Genomic DNA, 22,087 nt, shown 5'->3' with positions numbered 1-22,087 from the left:
GCCTCACGGTTATCAAGAGCTATGCCATTTTTTAAAAACCTATAAATATCAATAGGTTGATCTTATATCGGGAAGCGCCTCCCTGCGGACAAGCGAGAAAGCGCTCAAAGGCTTGCCCGGCCCATTGCAGCGCTTCGCGGCTCGACCAGACACCGCGATACCCGGGTCGGGTGGCCAAGAAAGGCGCACCGCGCGCACGCCTGTCAGGCAGTTTTTTGCCGTTTTGTCCTTCGGCTTATTCCTACACGCCCAATGCAGCCCTGCACTCATCGATGGAGCGCTGTTGCGTCTGGGCGTACAGACCCAGCTCATCGATGGTCGATCGCCCCAGCGCCTCTTCGAAGGCCTGGCGATTGGACTGGCCGGCATAATGACTCTGGGCGGCATCGCCGAGGTTCGACTGGAAAATGCCGGCGGCGCTGACGGGCAGGAAGTCCTCGTACACCAAGGGTTCGGCGCGCAGGTATTGCTGTTCAAGCAAGTGCTCCACGGAGGCCGCTTGCTCAAGGGTGTCCTTGGCGGCGAGCCCCTCGGGCGTCACGAAATAGCGGAAGTACGCCAATGCCTGTCGGCGCAGTTCGTCGTGGTTGTCAGGGAATTCGACAAAGTGTTCGGCCATCAGCTGGTTGTAGCGTTCGGCGTTGGCTTCGTTGGGAAACGCCCCCAGCGCATCGCGCGCGGCGTTCAGCAATTGATCGTAGAGCGCGCGGCCCTTGGGCGTGAGGGCCGCGCCACGTTGTTCGATTTCGCCGAAGCGGGCGCTGTGGCTGCCTTGGGTCTGGGGCTGGTCGGTGAAGGCGACGGGTTCGTCGAGTGCCTTGAAACTGGTCTGGCGCAGCAGGATCGGGCATTGGCGGCGGGGTGGGCCTTCGATCACGGCCTTGGGGGTAATGCCGTGCACGGGCATCCGGGCCTGGACGATGTCGATGTCCAGGGTGCGTGGCGTCAGGTGATTGATGTGCGGGCCCTTGAACGCCACCACATCGGCGATCAGGCGATGTTGGGCGCTCAGTTGCCGGTACTGTTCGGCGGTGACGGTGGCGCTGTGGTGCCAGCGGAAGGTTTCCAGGGCCTGTAGGACGAAGTCCTCAGCCTGGGACTCGCTCAGGCCACCTTGGCGTTCGGCCTGGTCAATGAGCTCAAGGGCGCTGGGGGTGAAGATCTGCCGCTTGTCCAGCACCGATTCGGCAAAAGCCCGAAGCTCGGCGTTCTCGATCAGTTCCAGGCGCAGCAGCGAGGTAAACACCCGGAACGGGCTGACCTGCAACGCGCTTTCGTGCACGGCGCGGAAGGCGGTGGAATGCACCGGCACCCCGGCAGGCGTGAGGTCGTAGTAGCCCACCGGCTGCATGCCCATGACCGCAAACAGACGCCCCAGGGTCGCCAACTCGGCGGCGGTGCCGACGCGGATCGCGCCGTGGCGTTCCAGGTCCAGGCGCTCGAGTTCGCCGGTGCTGCGCAGGTGTGCGGCCAGGACCGGGTCTTCGGCCAGCACTTGGGCGTTGGTGTGTTCCACCAGCTTCATCAGGGCGCCATACAGCGGCACCTCGTCGCGGTACATGTCGGACATCGCCCTGGAGAAGCGTTGGCGGATCAGGTCGGGGCTGACGAAGCTCATCGTAAGAATTCCTGGCGAGGGCTGTGGGAAAGTTGGACGAAAGATCGCAGCCTTCGCCGGCCCCGGCAAACGAAGAATCTTCAGGACTTCATTCTGCCAGGGACTGATCCACTAGCTCGATCCAGTGCCGCACGGGCGTGCGACCGGCGCCGTCGAGGTGGTTCTGGCAGCCGACGTTGGCGGTGACGATCAGCTCCGGCTGGCCGCTTTCCAGCGCATTGAGGCGGTTGTCCCGCAATTGCCGCGCCAGGGCCGGCTGGGTCAGCGAATAGGTGCCGGCCGAGCCGCAACACAAATGGCCGTCGGGCACCTCGGTGAGGTTGAAACCCAGCCGCGTCAGCAGCGCCTCGATGCTGCCGCCGAGTTTCTGCGCGTGCTGCAAGGTGCAGGGGCAATGCACGGCAATGCGCTGGTTCCTGGCCGCGCAGATCTGTTCCAGCGGTTCCTTGCCGAGCACTTGCACCAGGTCCAGTGCCCGTTCGCTTATTTGTTTGGCCTTGGCGGCATAGCCTGGGTCATGTTCCAGCAGGTGCCCGTAGTCCTTGATGAACGCGCCGCAGCCGCTGGCTGTCTGGACGATGGCTTCAGCACCGTTTTCCAGGTGCGGCCACCAGGCGTCGATGTTCTGTCGGGCGCGGTCCAGCCCGCTGGCCTGGGCATCGAGGTGATAATCCAGCGCACCGCAGCAGCCGGCCTGCGCACAGGGGATCACGCTGACGCCGAGTCGATCCAGAACCCGCGCTGCCGAGGCATTGGTGTTGGGCGACAGGCCCGGTTGTACGCAACCTTCGAGCATCAACACCGTACGCCGATGCCGCAGAGGTGGGCGCTCGCCGTGAGGCGGGGAAGGGTGGGGCAACTTGGTGGCCAGGTTCGTCGGCAGCAGCGGACGGAACACTGTCCCAAGGCGCAGGAGGGCCTTGAACCGCTCGGGGCTGGTGGCCAGGCTTCGCAGCCCCAGGCGCAGCGCGCGTTGGCCGGCGGGACGCGGGACGGCTTGGTCGACCACCGCCCGGCCGATGTCCAGCAGGTTGTGGTAATCCACGCCGGACGGGCAGGTGGTCTCGCAGTTGCGACAGGATAGGCAGCGATCCAGGTGCAGCTGGGTGCTGGCCGTCGCCGGCTGGCCTTCGAGCACCTGCTTGATCAGGTAGATGCGGCCGCGCGGGCCGTCCAGTTCATCGCCGAGCAATTGGTAAGTGGGGCAGGTGGCGTTGCAGAAACCGCAATGCACGCAACTGCGCAGGATCCGTTCGGCTTCTTCGGCGCGGGGCAGATGCTTGGCTTCATCGCTGAAACGGGTCTGCATGCTAGAACTCCGGGTACATCCGACCAGGATTGAACAGCCCCAGGGGATCGAGCTGGGCCTTGAGTTGCCGGTGATAGCGCAGCAGCGCCGGGGCCAGTGGCTGGAACGCTGTGTCGCTGGCACCCTGACGATAGCAGGTGGCATGGCCGCCGACTTCATGGGCCAGGGCTTGCACCGTGTCGGCCTCGGTTTTCAACCAGCGTTGGGCGCCGGCCCAGTCGATCAACTGCGCGCCGGGCAGGGTGAGCGGCCCGGTATGGTTGGGCAACGATAGACGCCACAGGGGCAAGCCTTCATCGAAGAAGGCCAACTGATGTTCATTGAGTGCCGTCCAGTATTGATCGCCGATCACCTCGCCACCGAAACGCTGATGAGCGGCGCTGACCGAGCCTTCACCACCCTCCAGGCGCAGGTGCAGGCAGTCGCCGTCATGGCTGGCGGCGCTGATGGGCAGGGGCTGACGGCCCCATTCGGCGAGTTTTTCCAGGGCCTCGGTGCTGTCCAGTTCCAGGCGAATGCTCAGGCTGTGACGGGGCTTGGGCAGCACCTTCAAGGAGACTTCGGTGATCACCCCCAGGCAACCGAAACTGCCGGCCAACAGGCGCGAGAGGTCGTAGCCGGCGACGTTTTTCATCACCTCGCCGCCGAAACGCAGCAACGTGCCGTGGCCGCTGATCAGGCGCGTGCCCAGGACGAAGTCTCGCACCGAGCCGGCCCACGGGCGACGCGGCCCCGACAGCCCGGCGGCGACCATGCCGCCGACCGTGGCGTCGTCACCGAACGCTGGCGGTTCGCAGGGCAGCCGCTGGCCGGCAGCGTCGAGGGCGGCAAGCAGTTCCCGCAGCGGGGTGCCGGCCCGGGCCGTGACGACCAACTCGGTGGGGTCGTAGTGGACGATGCCACGATGCACACGGGTGTCCAGCACTTCGCCGGCCACTTCGCGCCCCAGGAAGACCTTGCTGTTCGAACCCTGGATACGCAGCGGCGTAACGTTGGCCCGGGCGCGATTGACCTGTTCAAGCAGCAGGTCGCTGGCGTCCTGGTCGGCTTCGCGGCTCATCAGAAACGCTCCAGTTCAGGAAACGGCAACTGCCCGCCATGGATGTGCATGGCACCGAACTCGGCGCAGCGGTGCAGGGTGGGGATATTCTTGCCGGGGTTGAGCAGGCCTTGGGGATCGAACGCTGCTTTTACCGCGTGGAACAGGTTCAGTTCGTCGCTGTTGAATTGCGTGCACATCTGATTGATTTTTTCCCGGCCCACACCGTGTTCGCCAGTGATGCTGCCACCCACCTGGACACACAGTTCGAGGATTTTCCCGCCCAGGGTTTCGGCGCGCTCCAGTTCGCCGGGCTGGTTGGCATCGAACAGGATCAGCGGGTGCATGTTGCCGTCACCGGCGTGAAAGACGTTGGCGACGCGCAGGCCATGCTCGGCACCGAGGCTGGCGATGCGCTGCAGTACCTCGGGCAAGGCGCGTCGCGGGATGGTGCCGTCCATGCAGTAATAATCCGGCGCCAGGCGACCCACCGCCGGGAAGGCGTTCTTGCGCCCGGCCCAGAACCGTAGCCGTTCGGCCTCGTCCCGCGCCTGGCGCACCTCGGTGGCTCCGGCCTGCTCCAACACCTGACGGACCCGTTCGCAATCGTCATGGACATCGGCCTCGACCCCGTCCAGTTCACACAGCAGGATCGCTTCGGCTTCCACTGGATAGCCGGCGTGGATGAAGTCCTCGGCGGCGCGGATCGCCAGGTTGTCCATCATCTCCAGGCCGCCGGGGATGATCCCTGCGGCGATGATGTCGGCCACCGCCCGCCCGGCCTTGTCCACCGAATCGAAACTGGCCAGCAGCACCTTGGCGACCTGGGGCCGGGGCAACAGTTTGACCGTCACTTCGGTGATCACCCCCAGCAAACCTTCGGAACCGGTGAACAGTGCCAGCAGGTCCAGGCCCGGCGAATCCAGGGCTTCGCTGCCCAGGGTCAGGCGTTCGCCTTCGACGGTGAGGATTTCCAGTTTCAACAGGTTATGCACCGTCAGGCCGTACTTGAGGCAATGCACGCCGCCGGCGTTTTCCGCGACATTGCCGCCGATGGAACAGGCAATCTGCGATGAGGGATCCGGTGCGTAATACAGCCCGAACGGTGCCGCCGCCTGGGAGATCGCCAGGTTGCGTACACCTGGCTGAAGCCGTGCGGTGCGGGCATCGGGGTCGATGTGCAGGATCTGGTTGAACCGCGCCATCACCAGCAACACGCCGCTTGCCAGGGGCAGGGCGCCGCCGGACAGACCGGTTCCGGCGCCCCTGGCGACCACCGGCACATTCTGTCCATGGCAGAGCTTGAGCAACGCTTGCACCTGCTCGACGCGCCTGGGTAATGCCACCAGCAGGGGCGTGGTGCGGTAGGCCGACAGGCCATCGCATTCGTAGGGCTTGAGGTCTTCCTCGCGGTGCAGGATGTCCAGGTCTGGAATCTGTGCCTGCAAGGCTTGAAGCAGGGCCTGTTTGTCGACCTTGGGCAAGGGGCCGTCGAGGTGTTCGTCGTAGAGGATGTTCATGAAGTCGATACCTCTGAGTCGGCTCGAATCCCTGTGGGAGCGAGCTTGCTCGCGATGGCGGTGGGTCAGCTTGCATTCATGTTGAATGTGTCACCGCTATCGCGAGCAAGCTCGCTCCCACATAGGGTTCATTTTGTTATTTTTGCCTCGCCGTCACTGCCCCAACCCCTTGAGAAACTCCCGGTACAGCGCCGCGGTTTTCCCCGGTCGTTCGACCATGGGCATGTGGCCGATACCGTCCCAGATTTCCACCCGCAAATCGGCGATGCCCTTGCTCCACACCGACACGCTGCTGACGTCGATCAGCCGGTCCTTGCGCCCCCAGAGTAGCAGCGATGGGGCGCGGATGTCGGCCAGGCGCGGTTCCATCGGCGGGCTGGCGCGAAAATCGACGAAGATCTCCGCCAGTTCATCGCGACGCTGTTCGTAACGTTCGGCCATTGCCGCCAGCACCACGCTGGGCACCCAGGGCGGGGAGGCCATGGTCATTGCGTAGAACGGCGCGAAATCGTCCCGCGAGTCGACGAGGAACGGGTTATGCCCGGCGGCCAGGTGGCGTTCCATGTCGCTGGCTTCGGGGGCAGTGACGCCGGCCGGATCGATCAGCGCCAGGGTCAGCACGCGCTCGGGCGACGTGGCCGCCAGCCATGCGGCGAGGTAACCGCCCATGGAATTGCCGATCACATGGACCTTGTCCAGGCCACAGGCGTCGAGCAATTCGATCACCCGCCGGGCCTGGGTCGGGATGTCATAGCCGCCACCGGCCTTGAAGCCGGTTTCGCCATGGCCGGCCAGATCGGGCACCAGCACCCGGTAGTCGCCGACAAAATGTCGGGCAAAGCGCAGCCAGAGATTCTTGTCGGCGCTGTAGCCATGCAGCATCAGGATGCTGCCGGACGCCTCATAGGGCCCGCCTTGCCAGGTCGACACAGTCATCTCGCTGATGGGGACGGTGATCTTGTGCAACCGATAGAGACGTGCCTCCAGCGCCATGCCCATGTCGTACAACACATGACCGATGCCTGGATAGGTCAACCAGCTCCAGGCGATAAACACGGCAAGGACTACCCACAACACCAGCATGTTTTGCCCTCCAGGGGTCGGGACAGAATGTGATCGGCCAGTCTGAGCCGACGACCCAGACAGTGTTAAGTGAAGCTGAAACCCGAGCACATCGCGATGACATGGCCGCTTTGCTTTGATACCAACCATGACAGCCGCCGGATGACTCATGTATAGCCAAAATTTGCGGCAGGGCTCGATATTTGAAGGAGAATAAATGCCCCTGCATTCAGTAGTGGCTATTTGATGCTCCCCTGATAGACTCCAAGCTACCCCCCGTCCCAATGACTTGGGAAACCCGCGGTGCAGAGGCTTCTATGCTAAAAACGGGAAAGAAGGGACGGACGCTGGCCAGGAGGCTCTATATTTCGCGCATTCTGGGCCTGACGCTGGGGTTGCTGTTGGTGAGTGCTGCCATCTTTCCCCTCGAACCTGCTCCGTGGGTCTGGGGTTTCATGCTGTTCAACGGCCTGCTCTGGCCACACTTGTCCTACTGGTGGGCCCGGCGCTGCTCGAGGCCGTACCACGCCGAGCACCTCAATTTATTGATCGATGCGGCGCTTGGCGGCTTCTGGGTCGCGGCAATGCAGTTCAACCCGCTGCCCGCAGCCGTCACGCTGGCGATGATGGCGATGAACAACGTCGCCATTGGCGGCCTGCGTTTCCTGCTCATCGGGGCCTTGGCCCAAGTGGCCGGCATTGTCGTGGGTGAGTTGATCTTCCCGCTGACCAGCGTGCCCATGACCAGCCCGGCGCAGATCTATGCCTGTTTGCCGTTGCTGTGCCTGTACCCGATGGCGCTGGGTTGGTTCTGCTACCGCCAGGCCTACACTCTGGGCCGGCAAAAGCGCGAGTTGCTGGCCCTGAGTCGCACCGACAGCCTGACCGGCTTGCTTAACCATGGCGCCTGGAAAGATCGCCTCAACGAGGAGTTCCAGCGCTGCCAGCGTCACCCGAATGATGGGGCAGGGCGCGGCGCGATTGCGCTGATCGACATCGATCACTTCAAGGCCATCAATGACACTTATGGCCATGTCGCCGGCGACATCGTGCTGCGCCAGCTTGGCAAGATGCTCAAGCAAAACCTGCGCGCCGCCGATGTGGTCGGGCGTTATGGCGGGGACGAGTTCTGTGTGATTCTGCCGGACCTGACGCTTCACAACGCCGTGCAGGCCATGGATGGCTTGCGTGAGCGCTTTGCGACGCTCAGCTATGAACAGAACCCGGCGCTGAAGGTGAGCCTGAGCATTGGCCTGGCGGCCTTCAACCCGGCCTATGGCGATGCGACCCATTGGCTCAATGATGCCGACCAGGCGCTTTACGAGGCCAAGACCGGCGGGCGCAACCGGGTCACGTGTTACCGGCATCGGCAGGCGTTGGAGGCATCGGTCATTTCCCCTTGAAGTGGCCACCTGCGGTCTAGAGCCTTGGCCCGTTGTCGGGTAGGGTGCCTATGGCACTCTTTCGATACGGAACAAGGATGAAATCATCATGATGACCGCTCTTCGCTCCCGTCTGGCCGTCAGTCTCGGCCTGAGCCTGGCCCTCGGCGCCTTCGCCCCCGTTGCTTTCGCGCAGCCCCATCAACAAGTCCTGAACGACGCCGAACAGTACAAGGGCGAGGCCCTGAAACTGCTCGAACGCTTGGTGAACATCGACTCCGGCTCAGGCTATGTGCCGGGGCTGACCCAGGTCGGTGATATTGCGATCGATGAATTGACGAAGTTGGGCGCCACCATCGAAAAGGTGCCCAACTCGGACGGCACCCAGCACATCCTGGCGACCCTCAAGGGCACCGGCAAGGCAAAAATCCTGCTGATGGCCCACATGGACACGGTATTCAAGGAAGGCTCGGCCGCCGAGCGTCCCTTCCACATCAAGGATGGCCGGGCCTATGGGCCGGGGGTGATGGACGACAAGGGCGGCATCGTTGCCGGGATCTATGCGCTGAAGGTGCTCAAGAACCAGGACTTCAAGAACTACGCGCAGATTACTTTCCTGCTCGACGCCAGCGAAGAAACCGGCTCGGACGCCGCCACCGACCTGATCAAGAAAACCGCCAAGGCCCATGACGTGACCCTCAACCTTGAACCGGGGCGCCCGGCCGATGGTTTGGTGGTGTGGCGCAAGGGCAGTGCCACGGCGCTGGTGGAGGTCAAGGGCAAGGCGTCCCACGCCGGTGTCGCGCCGGAACTGGGGCGCAATGCGGCGATGGAAGCCGCGCACCAGTTTCTGCAACTGGGCAAGCTCGGCGACGCGGAAAAGAAAACCACCATCAACTTCACGGTGATCAAGGCCGGCGACCGGACCAATGTGATTCCCGACCAGGCGAGCGCCAAGGCGGATGTGCGGGCGGCGGTGCCGGAAGAGTTCGACCGCATCGAAAAAGACCTGGCCCGGGTGTCACAGGACAAGTTGATCGCCGACACCGAAGTCACCACCAGCCTCAAGCGCGGCCTGCCACCGATGCCGCAGACGGCGGAGTCGGACCGGTTGATGGCCATGGCCCAAGGCATCTATGGCGAACTGGGGCGCAAACTGACTGAAGAAGGCAGCGGTGGGGCGGCGGATGCCAGCCTGTCGGCCGGGGTTGGCACGCCGACGTTGGATGGCTTCGGCATCGTGGGTGGCAACATCCATACGCCGGAGGAATACGCCGAAGTCGAGAGTGTGGTGCCAAGGATCTATCTACTGTCGCGGATGATCATGGAGTTGGCTGGACGATAACGCGCTGCCCATTTTTTAAAGGATCGAAACATCGCACCGTCCCGCTGTGGGAGCAAGGCTTGCCCGCGATGAAGATGACGCGGTCTCCTGGGGAACCGAGGCGCCTGCATCGCGAGCAAGCTTTGCTCCCACTGGGATTTGTGTTGCGCCGCTTCGATCGTTCGGTGGCGGCTATACGCAGGTTGGTAGACCGGGTACCAAGGCAAACCCAGCGCGCCACAAGGGCGCCCCGCGCACAGCCGCCATAATGAATATGCCGGAGCTGCGCGCCTCAGTTTTACCCGGGCTACCAAACCCGATCGCTGATTCGTCAGCGACCCGGAAACGATAAAGCCCTGGCCCCAAGGCGCACAAGCCGGCGGATTCTGGCGTAGTTGTAGGCAATGGCGCAAGACGACGGAGCTTGGTCCTACCCCGGGGCTAATGTGATAAACATCCAGGTTTTTGTGGTGAGGGAATTCAGCGAAACGTCGCACCGTCCCGCTGTGGGAGCAAGGCTTGCCCGCGATGAAGATGACGCGGTCTCCTGGGGAACCGAGGTGCCTGCATCGCGAGCAAGCTTTGCTCCCACAGGGATTTGTGTTGCGCCGTTTGACCAGGTTCAGTAAACCCAAACCTCAACTCGCCGATTCCTGACCCGCCCTTCATCCTCGCTGTTGGCCGCCACCGGCATCAATGCGCCGAAGCCCCGTACCTCTCGCAGCGCCACACCGTATTTGACCAGTTCACGCCGCACCGCCATGGCCCGCAGTTTGGACAGAAGGTCGGCCCGCGCCGGGTCGTCCTTGGCGTCGCCAAAACCCACCAGCGTCACGCGTCGATCGGTTTTGCCGTGCTGCTTTATATAGTCGAGCACGCGGCCCAGGTCTTGATGGGCCTTGTTGTCCAGGCTGGCGCTGCCTTCTTCGAAGCGGAAGTTCACGGTCAAGCGTTGGGCGTGGCGGCTCAGGGCCTGGTAACCCTCGGGCATCAGTGCATTCGGCGTGACGGCCATGGCCTGGACGGTTTGAGCGATAAACCCGTTGGCGGCGACGATGGCCTGGCCTTTGTCGCTTTGGGTGAACGCCACCAGCGCCTCGGCCCACGAATTGGTTGCCTGGGGCGGCAAATAAAAGAACAGGCGCCGGGACAAGGGGTAGTCCTCGGTGGCAATCAGGTTGTTCAACGGCAACATGGGTTGGGAATCCCCGTCGACAATCGCCAGTGCCTTGGCCTGGCGCACATAGGGCAAACCGATGAAGCCGATGCCTTGCGGGTCCTGGCTGACAGCGTCGGACAACTGTTCGCTGGATTCGAAGCGCCGTGCTGAAGGATCCAGCCGTTTGCCCTGTCGGCCGAGGACCAGTTCCTTGAAGGTATCGTAGGTGCCGGACTGTTCATCCCGGGCATACAGATGAATCGGCCCACCCACACCGCCCACGGCTTCCCAGGTTTTCCCCTCGCCGCTGAAGATCCGCGCCAGTTGAACGGTATCGAGCTGACGCAACGGGTTCTGCGGATGAAGAATAATCGCCAGGCCATCAATGGCGATGACTTGCTCGGCGGTGGGACTTTTCAGGTCGCCCAGGGACGACAGTTCCTTCAGCTCGCTGTCCTTGATCGGTCGCGAAGAGGCGGCCAGGTCGGCGTTGCCCTGCTTGAGGGCGGCGAATCCGGTGCTGGAGCCGTGGGCCGCGATGTCCACTTCCACCCGCCGGCCATCGGCGGTCTGGCCGACGATGCGCTGTTCGTTGTCGTGACCGGTGATTTCGCTGCTGACCCTGAGCAGCCCCTGATCTTCCATCAAACCCCTGACCAGCGCCGGCCCGAGCGCCGCGCCGATGGTGTTGGAACCTTGGAGGCGCAGGGCCGGGCCCTGTTCGGGAAGGGGCAAATTGCCGGCCGCTGCCATGAACGGCAGCCAGAGGCCGATGAAAAAAACAACGCGCAGCCGCATGCCGACACCTGTTGAACCCGAGGAAGTGCCGGAAGATTAAGTCAGTCAGGTTACTGAAAGGTGACAGGGTTGCGACTTGTCGGGCGCGGCGGGGCAATGGGCACCATCAGAAGTTTCTGTGGGAGCAAAGCTTGCTCGCGATGCAGGCGGCACGGTTCAACTGAAAGGCCGTGTCATCGTTCATCGCGAGCAAGCTTTGCTCCCACAGGGGCTTTGTGTGCGCCAGTCAGCTCAACTGCAACCAGATCGGCGCATGGTCCGACGGTTTTTCCATGCCCCGCAGTTCGTAGTCCACGCCGGCGTCCTTGACCCGTGGCAGCAGGCCCTGGGAGGTGAGGATCAGGTCGATGCGCAGGCCGCGCTTGGGCTCGTCCTCGAAGCCGCGGCTGCGGTAGTCGAACCAGCTGAAGCGGTCGGTGACGTCCGGGTTCAGGTGACGGAAGCTGTCCACCAGGCCCCAGTTCTTCAGGCGGGCCATCCATTCGCGTTCTTCCGGCAGGAAGCTGCATTTGCCGGTTTTCAGCCAGCGCTTCATGTTGTCCGGGCCGATGCCGATGTCGCAGTCTTCCGGGGAAATGTTCACGTCACCCATCACCACCACCGGCTGGTCGTTGCTGAAGCGGCTTTCCAGCAGTTGCTGCAAATCGCTGTAGAAACGTTCCTTGGCCGGGAATTTGGTCGGGTGGTCGCGGCTTTCACCTTGTGGGAAATAACCGTTCATGATGGTCACCGGCACGCCGTTGGCATCGGCGAAGGTGCCCCAGATGAAGCGCCGCTGGGCGTCCTCGTCGTCGCCCTCGAAGCCCTTGTACAGGCTCAGTGGCGCCTGGCGGGAGAGCAGGGCGACGCCGTAATGGCCCTTTTGCCCGTGGTAATGCACGTGGTAGCCCAGGGCCTGCACTTCGGCCAGGGGAAATTGTTCGTCGTGGACCTTGGTTTCCTGCAGCCCGATCACGTCCGGCTGGTGCTTCTCGATCAGCGCCGCCAACTGATGGGGGCGGGCGCGCAGCCCGTTGATGTTGAAGGAGACGATCTTCATGGTCGGCTGTCCTGGCAAAACTGCGATGCTAGCTGACATGTGGGAAGGGAGCCAGCGTGGCAGTAGGACAAATGCGCTGCTAATGTCCTTTGCATGTAGGAACGATCACGACCCTATCGGGTTCGTACTCAATAAGAGCAGGGCCTCACCGAGCCTCGCCCCAGGAGATCCAACGCCATGCCCGAAACTGCAACCGCCATCGCCGACGTCCATATGCTCGACAGCGGTTATTCCCGTGAAGCCCGTTCGTTGCTGTACCAGGCCTATCGTCATGAGCCGACCTTCAGCTACCTGTTCGAATCCGAGCGTCCCGGTTATGAACAGCGGGTACGGGCCACGGTACGTGAGCTGGTCAAGCAGCATTTTCTCCAGGACCTGCCGGCCATCGGCCTGCTGGTCAACGATCGGCTGATCGGCATCGCCCTGATCGCTCCGCCGCAGCGGCGCCTGGGCATCACCGAAAGCTGGGCCTGGCGCCTGCGCATGGTCTTGAGCACCGGTTTTCGTTGCACCCGGCGCTACCTGGAATACCACGCCGCGGTGCTGGCCTGCCTGCCGTCGGATGCGGTTCATGTATTGCCTCTGCTGGGGGTGCACCCACAGTTCCAGGGCAAGCATTTCGGCGAACAGTTGCTCGAAGCGGTGCATAACTGGTGTGCGGTGGATGAGCATTCCCAGGGCGTGGTGCTGGACACCGGTAACCCGCGTTACCTTGAGTTTTATAAACGCCAGGGTTACGAGGAAATCGGCGAAGTGGCGGTAGGACCGATCCGCGAGCATGTGTTCTTCCACGCCAACCCGCAGGTCCTGCAAAGCGCAACGGCATAATCGGTCGAACTTTTGCGAAATGTCCGGCTCTATCAGGCACCTACGCTCGTGATAGCATCCGCGCCATGAACCTCCCAGGAAGAATGACCAGTGGCGCGCTCTTGCTGTCCATCAGCTGCGCGGCGCTGGCAAACAGTGAATTGGAAGTACGCGTCAAGCCGTCCAACGATGAACTCAAGGCCAACGTAGAAGGTTATATCGGCGGCGTGGGTGATCGCGACGAGGAGGCCTTGCTGCGCTTCAGCCGTGGTGCCGAGGAGCAGGCGCGCAAGGCCGCCCAGGCGCTGGGCTACTACCAGCCGCAGATCGACAGTGAGGTCAAGGGTGGCAAGGACCCACGCCTGGTGCTGACCATCGACCCCGGCGAGCCTGTGCATTTGCGCAACGTCACCGTGCGCATCGACGGCCCCGCGGCATCGCTCAAAGCCTTTCGCGTACCCAGCAACGCCGCCCTCAAGCCCGGTGCGGTGCTCAACCATGGCCGTTACGAAGACGCCAAGCGGATCATCCAGAACCAGGCCTCGCGCTATGGTTTTTTCAGCGGGCGCTTCACCCGGCAGAAACTCTTGGTGGACCCCCAGGCGGGCATCGCCGACATTGAGCTGATCTACGACAGCGGCCCGCGCTATGCCTTGGGCCCGGTGAGTTTTGAGGGCAACACGCCGTTCGACGAAGATCTGTTGCAGCGCATGGTGCCGTTCAAGGCCGGCACGGCGTACGACTCCGAACTCATTGCAGAGCTCAACCAGGCCCTGCAATCGAGCGGCTATTTCGAAGGCGTGCGGGTGGATGCCGCGCCCACCGCCGCCACCGATAACGTGATCCCGGTGGCGGTCAAGCTCGACACGCGCAAGCCGCGCACCATGGGCCTGGGCCTGGGGTTTTCCACCGACGTCGGGCCCAGGGCCAAAGCCAACTGGACGCGCCACTGGGTCAACCCCCAGGGCCACAGCTATGGCTGGGAAGCGGAAGTGTCGGCGCCCCGGCAGAACGTCGGCCTGTGGTACGACGTGCCTCTGGACCCGCCGCTGACCGACAAGATGCGCTACGCCGGCGGTTATCAATATGAAGAACTGGCCGGCACCGACAGCCTCAGTAAACTGCTCACCGTGGGCCCGGAATGGCACAGCAAGTTGCCGAGCGGCTGGCAGCGGGTGGTGTCGCTCAAATGGCAGCGCGAGGAGTATCGCCTCGGCGACGATGCGGGCTTGAGCACGCTGCTGATGCCGGGCCTGAGTTATTCCTACCTGCGCAGCGACAACCGCATCGATCCGCACAACGGCTACCGTTTGCAGTTCGACACCAAGGTCGCCAAGGAAGGGCTGGCCTCGGACAACAACCTTTTATACGGCACCGCCATGGTCAAGGGCCTGACCACGGTGTTCGACAAGCATCGCTTGCTGGCCCGGGCGCAGATCGGCGGCAGCGCCACCAATGGCTACAAATCCATCCCGCCGTCCCTGCGCTTTTTTGCCGGTGGCGACCAGAGCGTGCGGGGCTATGACTACCAGAGCCTGTCGCCGGAAAACGCCGAGGGTGACCGCATCGGTGGTCGCTACATGGTCGCCGGCAGCCTCGAATATCAATATTCCATCGCGGAAAAATGGCGGGTGGCGACGTTCATCGACCAGGGCAACTCGTTTAACAGCCTCGAACTGCCGAGCCTCAAGACCGGCGTGGGCGTCGGCGTGCGCTGGGTTTCGCCGGTGGGCCCGATCCGCCTCGACCTGGCCCATGCGATGGACGACGACGGCGGCATCCGCTTGCACTTTTCCATGGGGCCTGAGCTGTGACGCGTGGTTTGAAGATAACGCTGCTGGCGCTCGCCGGGGTGCTGGTGGCGGTCGTGCTGGCCTTGAGCGTTGTGCTGGGCACGGCATTCGGCAGCCGCTGGGCCCTCGGCCTGGTGCCGGGGCTGACCGTGGAGAATTTCCAGGGCCGGCTGGGCGGGCAGTGGAGCGCCGATCACGTGCTGTGGCAGCAGGATGCCAGTCGGGTGGAGGTGGATCGGCTGATATTCGCCTGGTCGCCGCTGTGCCTGGCACGCATGACCCTGTGCATCGAACAGCTCAAGGCCGACCAGGTCGCCTTGCAATTGCCAGCCTCTGCCGATGAACCGAGCAGCGGCCCGATCAGCTTGCCGGACCTGGACTTGCCGCTCGCTATCGAGCTGGGCGATGTGCAGGTCGGCAGCCTGTCGTTCAACGGTAGCGAGCAGCTCAAGGGCCTGCAATTGGTTGCCCATTGGACCGCCGAGGGCATGCAGATCGATTCGGTGCAATTGCAGCGCGATGAGCTGAGCCTGAAACTCTCCGGCCTGCTCAAGCCGGGCGGCGACTGGCCGTTGAACGCCGAGGGCCGGTTGACCTTACCGGCGCCGGGTGCCACGCCCTGGGCCCTGGACCTGAAAGTCGACGGCAACCTGCTCAAGATCCTCAACCTCAAGGCCGACAGCAGTGGTTACCTGCAAGGCCAGTTGAGCGGTGAACTGCAACCGCTGGCGGACAACCTGCCCGCCAAGGTGCGTATCAGCGCCGATGGCTTCAAGGCCAGTGCCGATCTGCCCGACACGTTGTTGCTCAATCAGCTGGAATTGACCGGCGAAGGCGATCTGAAAAACGGCTATCAACTGCTCGGCAGGGCGACGCTGCCCGCCGAAAAAGGGCCGGTGGCGTTGTTGCTGCAAGGCACGGTGGACGCCAATGGCGCGCAGATCGCCGGCCTGGATCTGGATGCCGGCGATCAGCAAAGCCTGAAACTCAGCGGCCAATTGGACTGGCGCGAAGGTCTGCGCGCCGAGGCGAAAGTCGCCTGGCTGGATTTTCCCTGGCATCGCCTCTATCCGCTGATCGACGAGCCGCAGGTGACGTTGCGCAGCTTCGACGGCGAAGTCTCCTACACCGATGGCCAATACCTGGGCAACTTCCAGGCTGCGCTGGACGGACCCGCCGGGGCCTTCAGCCTGGGCAGCCCGTTCAGCGGCGACCTGACGCAAATCCACTTGCCGCAGCTCAAGCTCGCGGCGGGGCAGGGCAAGGCCGAAGGGCACCTGAGCCTGCAATTTGCCGAGGGCATCGCCTGGGACACGGCGCTGCAACTGTCGGCCATCAACCCGGCGTATTGGCTTGGCGAGTTGCCTGGGACCCTGGCCGGGCCGTTGCGCAGCAAAGGGATGATGAGGAACGACCGCCTCGATCTCGACGCGGACCTGGACCTCAAGGGCAAACTGCGTGGCCAGCCAGCGGTGCTCCAGGCCAAGGCCAGCGGCGCCGGCGAGCAGTGGAACCTCAGCGCGCTGGATATTCGCCTGGGTGATAACCGCATCAACGGCAGTGCCAGCCTGCAAGAGAAACTGACCGGCCAGATCGACATCAAGCTCGCACGCCTGGCGCAGCTCTGGCCGCAATTGCGCGGCCAAGTCGTCGGCCGTGTCGACGTCGCCGGCACGCTCAAGGCCCCCCAAGGCAAGCTCGGCCTGCAAGGCACGCAACTGGCTTTCCAGGACAATCGCCTGCAAAGCCTGAACCTGGACGCGACCCTCGACAGCGCCCAGCGCGGCAAGCTCGACCTCAAGGCCAGCGGCATCCGCGTCGGCGAAACGTCACTGGGCGTGCTGACGGTCAGCGGCCAGGGCGATATCAAACAGCAGAAGCTCAACCTGGACCTGCAAGGGCCGCAGCTCGACACGACCCTGGCCCTCGATGGCGCGCTCGACCAAGGCAATTGGCGCGGGCGCCTGGCCAGCGGCGACGTGCAGGTCGGCGGCCAAGCCTGGCGCCTGCAAGCCCCGGCGAAACTGGAGCGCCTGGCCGATGGCACGCTCAACGTCGGCGCGCATTGCTGGCGTTCCGGTGAGGCCAGCCTGTGCGGTGAAGACCAGCGACTGATGCCGGAGCCGAAGCTGCGCTATCACCTCAAGCAGTTCCCCATCGAAAGCCTGGCCCAGTGGATGCCCAAGGATTTTGCCTGGCAGGGGCGGCTCAACGCGGACCTGCAACTGGACCTGCTGGCCAGCGGCCCGAATGGCCGGGTCCTGGTAGACGCCAGCGGCGGTACTTTACGAATCCGGGACAAGGAGGGCGATAAGGTGCAATGGCTGGACTTCCCCTACCAGACCCTCACGCTCAACAGTCGCCTGACCCCCAAGCGCATCGACACCGACCTGAATTTTGTCGGCGCCAGGCTCGGCGAACTGATGCTCCAGGCACAAATCAACCCGATACCGGCCAGCAAACCCATCAGCGGCTCGTTCCGCCTGAGCGGTCTGGACCTGTCCGTGGCCCGGCCATTCGTGCCGATGGTGGAAACCCTCACCGGTCACCTGAACGGCAGCGGGACCTTGTCCGGTGGTTTGCTCGCGCCCCAGGTCAACGGCAACCTGGTGCTCAGCGACGGCGAAGTGTCTGGCCCTGAGCTGCCGGTCAGCCTCGAAGCCTTGCAGATGCGGGCAACGATTACCGGCGAAACGGTGCGGCTCAATGGCAATTGGAAAAGTGGCAAGAGCGGGCAGGGCAGCTTGAACGGCAACATCGGCTGGGGCGACGCCCTGACCATGAACCTGGCCCTCAAGGGCTCGCAACTGCCAGTCACCGTCGAGCCTTATGCAGTGCTCGACGTGGCGCCGGACCTGAGCATCACAATGCAGGGTGAGCGGCTTTCCATTGCCGGCAAGGTCCTGGTGCCCAAAGGCGAGATCACCGTCCGCGAATTGCCGCCGTCCACCGTCAAGGTCTCGGATGACACGGTGATCGTCGGTCACCAGACCGAAGAGGGCAAGGCGCCGCTGGCCATGGCGATGGACATCGACGTGATCGTCGGCCAGGACAAACTCGCGTTCTCGGGTTTCGGCCTGACCGCCAACGTGCAGGGCCAGGTCCACATCGGTGACAACATGGACACCCGCGGCGAGCTCTGGCTCAACGACGGTCGTTATCGGGCCTACGGGCAACGGCTGACGGTGCGACGGGCGCGGCTGCTGTTTGCCGGGCCCATCGACCAGCCCTACCTGGACATCGAAGCGATCCGCCAGACCGACGACGTGATCGCCGGCATCCGCTTGAGCGGCAGCGCCGAGCAACCGGCCACGCAAATCTTCTCGGAACCGGCCATGAGCCAGGAGCAGGCATTGTCCTATCTGGTACTGGGCCGGCCACTGAGCACCACCGGCGAGGACAACAACATGCTCGCCCAGGCGGCGTTGGGCCTGGGGTTGATGGGCAGCTCGGGGGTGACCACCAGCCTGGCCAATAACCTGGGGATCGAGGATTTCCAGCTCGACACCCAGGGCAGCGGCAATGCCACCAGCGTGGTCGCCAGCGGCAACCTGTCGGAAAAACTCAGCCTGCGCTACGGCGTTGGTGTGTTCGAACCGGCCAACACCATCGCCCTGCGCTACAAGCTCAGCAAGAAGGTTTACCTCGAAGCCGCGAGCGGCGTCGCCAGCTCGTTGGACATCTTCTACAAACGCGATTTCTAACCCCGTCCCCCCAATCCTATGAAAGCTGAGCTTGCTCCCACAGGACCAGCTCCCACACAATTTATGTGGATAGCAAGCTAACTATTTGTTTGACATTTGCTGCCTAAGCAGTAATATCTCGACACACATTCACTGCCTAGGCAGCAAACGGTGGTCAGATGAAGCATTTCACCCCAGACAACTTTCACAATTGCCATCTCGGCATGCTGCTCGGCCGTACCGCGCTGCTCAAGGACCGGATCATCGACACCCACATGGAACCCGTCGGCATCACCGCCGCGCAGTTCAAGGTGTTGATCATCATGGCCCAGTACGGCATCGACACGCCCGCCGAGCTGTGCCGGTACCTGTCCCTGGACAGCGGCTCGATGACTCGGATGCTCGATCGCCTGGAGCAGAAAGGTTTCCTGGCCCGTGAACGCTCCGCCCAAGACCGCCGGCAAGTGCGCCTGGTGCTGACCGAAGCCGGGCAGGCCCTCGCCGACCGCCTGCCGTTTATCGGCGCCGAGGCCATGAACCAGTTGGCCTGCGCCATCAGCCCCGAGGAGCTGCAAACCCTCGAACAGATTCTCAAGAAAATTCTGCTCGCCGCCGGTGATCCCATCGTCGTGTCGCGAATGGGGGGAAAATGAAGCGTAAAACCTTGCGTACCCGATTAAGCCTGGTGGTCTTGGCCATGAGCCTGGCGGGCTGTGCCAGCTACAGCGGCCTGAAGACCGAAGGCGTCAGCCTCGAGGCCCAGAGCCTCAAGGCCGGGCAATCCCTGAACGGTGTCACGCTGTCGCCGGCCGCGTGGCCAAAAAGCGATTGGTGGAAAAGCCTCGGCGACCCACAACTCGACGGCCTGATCCGTGAAGCCCTGCGCGATAGCCCGGACATGCAGATCGCCAGTGCCCGGGTGCATCAGGCCAGTGCCGCCGCCTACGCCGCCAACGCGGCGCGCCTGCCGACCCTGGATGCCAGTGGCGGCGCCAGTCGTTCGCGCCTGTCCCGTGACCAGGACCCGCAAGGGCAGGGCGGGGCGTACAGCACCCTGCGCACGTTAGGTGTGGACTTCAATTACAACTTCGACCTCTGGGGTGGCCAGCGTGCCGCCTGGGAAGCCGCCCTCGGCCAGGCCCGCGCCGCCGAGATCGATCGCCAGGCCGCGCAGTTGACCCTGGCCGCCGACGTGGCCCGGGCCTACAGCGACCTGGGCCAGGCCCACATCATTTATGACCTGGCCGCCGAGGACCTCAAGCGCACCCGGCAGATGCTCGACCTGGGCAAACGCCGTCTCACTGCCGGGATCGACAGCGAATATCAGTTCCAGCAGACCGAAAGCCTGGAAGCCAGCGCCGATGCAACCCTGATCGACGCGGAGAAACGCCTGCAAAGCGCCAAGATCGCCCTGGCGGTGCTGCTGGGCAAAGGCCCGGATCGCGGCAGTGAAATCGCCCGGCCCAACGTGCTGCAAGCCAGCGCGGTCGCTTTGCCATCGAACCTGCCGGCCGAGTTGCTGGGGCGGCGTCCGGACCTGGTCGCGGCACGTTGGCGGGTCGAGGCGGCGAGCAAGGACATCGAGGCCGGCAAGACCAACTTCTACCCCAATCTCAACTTGAGCGCAGCCGCCGGAACCCGCTCGTTGCTGGGCGATGCGATGTTCGGTTCGGCCAGTCGCTTCTTCAATGTGGGGCCAACGGTGTCGCTGCCGATCTTCGACGGCGGCCGCTTGCGGGCGGACCTGGATGCCCGGGACGCCGATTACGACCTGGCGGTGGCGCAGTACAACAAGAGCCTGGTCACGGCCCTTGGCGATGTCAGCGACACCATTAACCAATTGCGTGACATCGCTCGCCAGATCGGCGCCCAGCAACATGCCACCGATATCGCACAGAGCTCCTACGACACGGTGGTCCAGCGCTACGGCTCGGGCATCGGAAATTACCTGGACGTGCTGAGCATCGAGCAGCAATTGCTCCAGGCCCAGCGCCAACTGGCGAACCTGAATGCCGAGCAGATCGATTTGTCGATCCAACTGATGCAGGCCCTGGGCGGTGGTTTCGAGGCCCAGACCCTGGCGGCGGCCACCCCGGCCTCTACCACGCCAAATAACTGATTCGAGGTACTTGTCATGGCGACTGCCGAAACGACTCAATCCGAACATGCGCAAGACAGCCACCCACGCAAGCGCAAGGTCATGCTGCTGACACTGACGCTGCTGGTCATTCTTTCGGGCCTGGGCGTCTGGGCCTGGCACGAACTGTATGGTCGCTGGAGCGAAAGCACCGACGATGCCTATGTGAACGGCAACGTGGTGGAAATCACGCCGCTGGTCACCGGCACCGTGGTGAGCATCGGGGCCGACGACGGCGACCTGGTGCGTGAAGGCCAGGTGCTGGTGCAGTTCGACCCGAACGACGCCGAAGTCGGGCTGCAAAGTGCTCAGGCCAACCTGGCCCGGACCGTGCGCCAGGTGCGTGGTTTGTACAGCAATGTCGATGGCATGCGGGCGCAGGTCAATGCGCAAGAGGCCGAAGTGCAGAAGGCCCAGGAAAACTACAGCCGACGCAAGAACCTGGCGGCCGGCGGGGCGATTTCCAAGGAGGAACTGTCTCACGCCCGGGATGACCTGACCTCGGCGCAGAACGCCTTGGCCAATGCCCGGCAACAGCTCAAGACCACCAGCGCCTTGGTGGACGATACCGTGGTGTCGTCCCATCCCGACGTGCAGTCCGCCGCCGCGCAGTTGCGCCAGGCCTTCCTGGCCAACGCCCGCAGTACCTTGATCGCACCGGTTACCGGTTATGTCGCCAAGCGCACCGTGCAACTGGGCCAACGGGTGCAGCCGGGTACGGCGTTGATGGCGGTGATCCCGCTGGATCAGCTGTGGATCGACGCCAACTTCAAGGAAACCCAACTGCGCGACATGCGCATCGGCCAGCCGGTGGACATCGAAGCCGACCTGTACGGCAGCGATGTGAAGTACAGCGGCACCATCGACAGCCTTGGCGCCGGGACCGGCAGCGCGTTTGCCTTGCTACCGGCGCAGAACGCCACCGGTAACTGGATCAAGATCGTCCAGCGGGTGCCGGTGCGCATCCACATCAATGCCCAGGAGCTGGCCAAGCATCCGCTGCGGGTTGGCCTGTCGACCCTGGTCAACGTCGACCTGCACGACCAGAGCGGCCCGGTACTGGCCCAACAGCCACCGCAGAAAGCGTCGTTCAGCACCCAGGTCTACGACCGGCAGTTGGCCGATGCCGACGCGATGATCGCCCGCCTGATCCATGACAACAGCGCGGTGGCCAGCAAGACCGCGCAGCGCTGATCGCAATTGCAGGCCAGCCTCTGAAATCTGTGGGAGCAAGGCTGTGTGGGAGCAAGACCCTGTGGGAGCAAGGCTTGCCCGCGAAACAGTCACCTTGATTTCTGAAAGACCGCATCGCCTGTTTCGCGAGCAAGCTTTGCTCCCACACAGCCTTGCTCCCACAGGGTTTAAGGATCTTGCTCCCACAGGGTTTGGGTCTTGTCCTAAGGGATTTCGCCATCTT

The 22,087-nt window shown here is 63.5% G+C and carries 15 protein-coding genes; 8 read left to right on the top strand and 7 right to left on the bottom strand.

Annotated elements, in window-relative coordinates; genetic code table 11:
• Window positions 1-241: 241 nt before the first annotated feature.
• From hglS to HU749_RS19795, 5 genes are all read right to left on the bottom strand, one after another.
• A complete protein-coding gene (hglS, locus tag HU749_RS19815; RefSeq protein WP_186651518.1) occupies window positions 242-1,618 on the bottom strand; it encodes a 2-oxoadipate dioxygenase/decarboxylase HglS in 1,377 nt (458 codons plus the stop codon).
• 88 nt (window positions 1,619-1,706) lie between these two features.
• Complete coding sequence (gene glcF, locus HU749_RS19810) at window positions 1,707-2,927, bottom strand: glycolate oxidase subunit GlcF (RefSeq protein ID WP_095962796.1); 1,221 nt, start codon at window positions 2,925-2,927, stop codon at window positions 1,707-1,709.
• 1 nt (window position 2,928) lies between these two features.
• Window positions 2,929-3,987 (bottom strand): glycolate oxidase subunit GlcE, encoded by a 1,059-nt coding sequence (glcE, locus tag HU749_RS19805; protein WP_095962797.1) that lies wholly within the window; start codon window positions 3,985-3,987, stop codon window positions 2,929-2,931.
• Window positions 3,987-5,486 carry a glycolate oxidase subunit GlcD gene (gene glcD, locus HU749_RS19800; RefSeq protein WP_046064587.1) on the bottom strand — a complete coding sequence of 500 codons (1,500 nt, stop codon included), beginning with the start codon at window positions 5,484-5,486 and terminating at the stop codon, window positions 3,987-3,989. Before glcD ends, glcE begins: the two co-directional genes overlap by 1 nt.
• Window positions 5,487-5,639: 153 nt before the next feature.
• Window positions 5,640-6,569: an alpha/beta fold hydrolase gene (locus HU749_RS19795; protein ID WP_095962798.1), complete on the bottom strand. Its 930-nt coding sequence runs from the start codon at window positions 6,567-6,569 to the stop codon at window positions 5,640-5,642.
• Window positions 6,570-6,865: 296 nt separating this feature from the next.
• Here HU749_RS19795 and HU749_RS19790 point away from each other — a divergent pair, with 296 nt between their 5' ends.
• Both HU749_RS19790 and HU749_RS19785 read left to right on the top strand, forming a co-directional pair.
• The gene (locus tag HU749_RS19790) at window positions 6,866-7,951 is read left to right on the top strand and encodes a diguanylate cyclase (protein WP_046064589.1); all 1,086 of its coding nucleotides are present in this window, start codon (window positions 6,866-6,868) and stop codon (window positions 7,949-7,951) included.
• 88 nt (window positions 7,952-8,039) lie between these two features.
• Entirely contained in the window at window positions 8,040-9,275 is a 1,236-nt protein-coding gene (locus tag HU749_RS19785; protein WP_437127821.1) for a M20/M25/M40 family metallo-hydrolase, read from the top strand.
• 601 nt (window positions 9,276-9,876) lie between these two features.
• Here the strand turns inward: HU749_RS19785 and HU749_RS19780 are convergent.
• Window positions 9,877-11,211: a substrate-binding domain-containing protein gene (locus tag HU749_RS19780; protein ID WP_186651516.1), complete on the bottom strand. Its 1,335-nt coding sequence runs from the start codon at window positions 11,209-11,211 to the stop codon at window positions 9,877-9,879.
• A 226-nt stretch (window positions 11,212-11,437) separates the two neighbouring features.
• Window positions 11,438-12,250: an exodeoxyribonuclease III gene (gene xthA, locus HU749_RS19775; protein WP_079304595.1), complete on the bottom strand. Its 813-nt coding sequence runs from the start codon at window positions 12,248-12,250 to the stop codon at window positions 11,438-11,440.
• A gap of 177 nt (window positions 12,251-12,427) precedes the next feature.
• On the opposite strand from xthA, the gene HU749_RS19770 reads away from it, so the two are divergent.
• The 6 genes from HU749_RS19770 to HU749_RS19745 all read left to right on the top strand — a co-directional run bounded on the left by HU749_RS19770 (window position 12,428) and on the right by HU749_RS19745 (window position 21,864).
• Complete coding sequence (locus tag HU749_RS19770; RefSeq protein WP_014337525.1) at window positions 12,428-13,078, top strand: GNAT family N-acetyltransferase; 651 nt, start codon at window positions 12,428-12,430, stop codon at window positions 13,076-13,078.
• Window positions 13,079-13,143: 65 nt separating this feature from the next.
• Window positions 13,144-14,871: an autotransporter assembly complex protein TamA gene (locus tag HU749_RS19765; RefSeq protein ID WP_202888917.1), complete on the top strand. Its 1,728-nt coding sequence runs from the start codon at window positions 13,144-13,146 to the stop codon at window positions 14,869-14,871.
• Window positions 14,868-18,554 (top strand): translocation/assembly module TamB domain-containing protein, encoded by a 3,687-nt coding sequence (locus HU749_RS19760; RefSeq protein ID WP_186651514.1) that lies wholly within the window; start codon window positions 14,868-14,870, stop codon window positions 18,552-18,554. Before HU749_RS19765 ends, HU749_RS19760 begins: the two co-directional genes overlap by 4 nt.
• Before the next feature lie 158 nt (window positions 18,555-18,712).
• On the top strand, window positions 18,713-19,186 hold the full coding sequence (locus HU749_RS19755) for a MarR family winged helix-turn-helix transcriptional regulator (RefSeq protein WP_186651512.1): 474 nt from the start codon (window positions 18,713-18,715) through the stop codon (window positions 19,184-19,186).
• Entirely contained in the window at window positions 19,183-20,652 is a 1,470-nt protein-coding gene (locus HU749_RS19750; RefSeq protein WP_046064596.1) for an efflux transporter outer membrane subunit, read from the top strand. Before HU749_RS19755 ends, HU749_RS19750 begins: the two co-directional genes overlap by 4 nt.
• A 15-nt stretch (window positions 20,653-20,667) precedes the next feature.
• Window positions 20,668-21,864: an HlyD family secretion protein gene (locus tag HU749_RS19745; RefSeq protein ID WP_095962804.1), complete on the top strand. Its 1,197-nt coding sequence runs from the start codon at window positions 20,668-20,670 to the stop codon at window positions 21,862-21,864.
• Window positions 21,865-22,087 lie beyond the last annotated feature (223 nt).

The sequence above is a fragment of the Pseudomonas ogarae genome, assembly GCF_014268695.2.
GTDB lineage: Bacteria > Pseudomonadota > Gammaproteobacteria > Pseudomonadales > Pseudomonadaceae > Aquipseudomonas > Aquipseudomonas kilonensis.
The sequence above is the reverse complement of the archived record's forward strand: the minus strand, read 5'-3'. Positions and strand labels throughout refer to the sequence as shown.

Bases quoted from the DNA above. Each gene is read 5' to 3' on its own strand.
- HU749_RS19765 (WP_202888917.1), top strand. From the start codon at position 13,144: ATGAACCTCCCAGGAAGAATGACCAGTGGCGCGCTCTTGCTGTCCATC.
- HU749_RS19795 (WP_095962798.1), bottom strand. From the start codon at position 6,569: ATGCTGGTGTTGTGGGTAGTCCTTGCCGTGTTTATCGCCTGGAGCTGG.
- hglS (WP_186651518.1), bottom strand. From the start codon at position 1,618: ATGAGCTTCGTCAGCCCCGACCTGATCCGCCAACGCTTCTCCAGGGCG.
- HU749_RS19745 (WP_095962804.1), top strand. From the start codon at position 20,668: ATGGCGACTGCCGAAACGACTCAATCCGAACATGCGCAAGACAGCCAC.
- glcE (WP_095962797.1), bottom strand. From the start codon at position 3,987: ATGAGCCGCGAAGCCGACCAGGACGCCAGCGACCTGCTGCTTGAACAG.
- glcF (WP_095962796.1), bottom strand. From the start codon at position 2,927: ATGCAGACCCGTTTCAGCGATGAAGCCAAGCATCTGCCCCGCGCCGAA.
- HU749_RS19750 (WP_046064596.1), top strand. From the start codon at position 19,183: ATGAAGCGTAAAACCTTGCGTACCCGATTAAGCCTGGTGGTCTTGGCC.
- HU749_RS19785 (WP_437127821.1), top strand. From the start codon at position 8,040: ATGATGACCGCTCTTCGCTCCCGTCTGGCCGTCAGTCTCGGCCTGAGC.
- HU749_RS19755 (WP_186651512.1), top strand. From the start codon at position 18,713: ATGAAGCATTTCACCCCAGACAACTTTCACAATTGCCATCTCGGCATG.
- xthA (WP_079304595.1), bottom strand. From the start codon at position 12,250: ATGAAGATCGTCTCCTTCAACATCAACGGGCTGCGCGCCCGCCCCCAT.
- HU749_RS19780 (WP_186651516.1), bottom strand. From the start codon at position 11,211: ATGCGGCTGCGCGTTGTTTTTTTCATCGGCCTCTGGCTGCCGTTCATG.
- HU749_RS19790 (WP_046064589.1), top strand. From the start codon at position 6,866: ATGCTAAAAACGGGAAAGAAGGGACGGACGCTGGCCAGGAGGCTCTAT.
- HU749_RS19770 (WP_014337525.1), top strand. From the start codon at position 12,428: ATGCCCGAAACTGCAACCGCCATCGCCGACGTCCATATGCTCGACAGC.
- glcD (WP_046064587.1), bottom strand. From the start codon at position 5,486: ATGAACATCCTCTACGACGAACACCTCGACGGCCCCTTGCCCAAGGTC.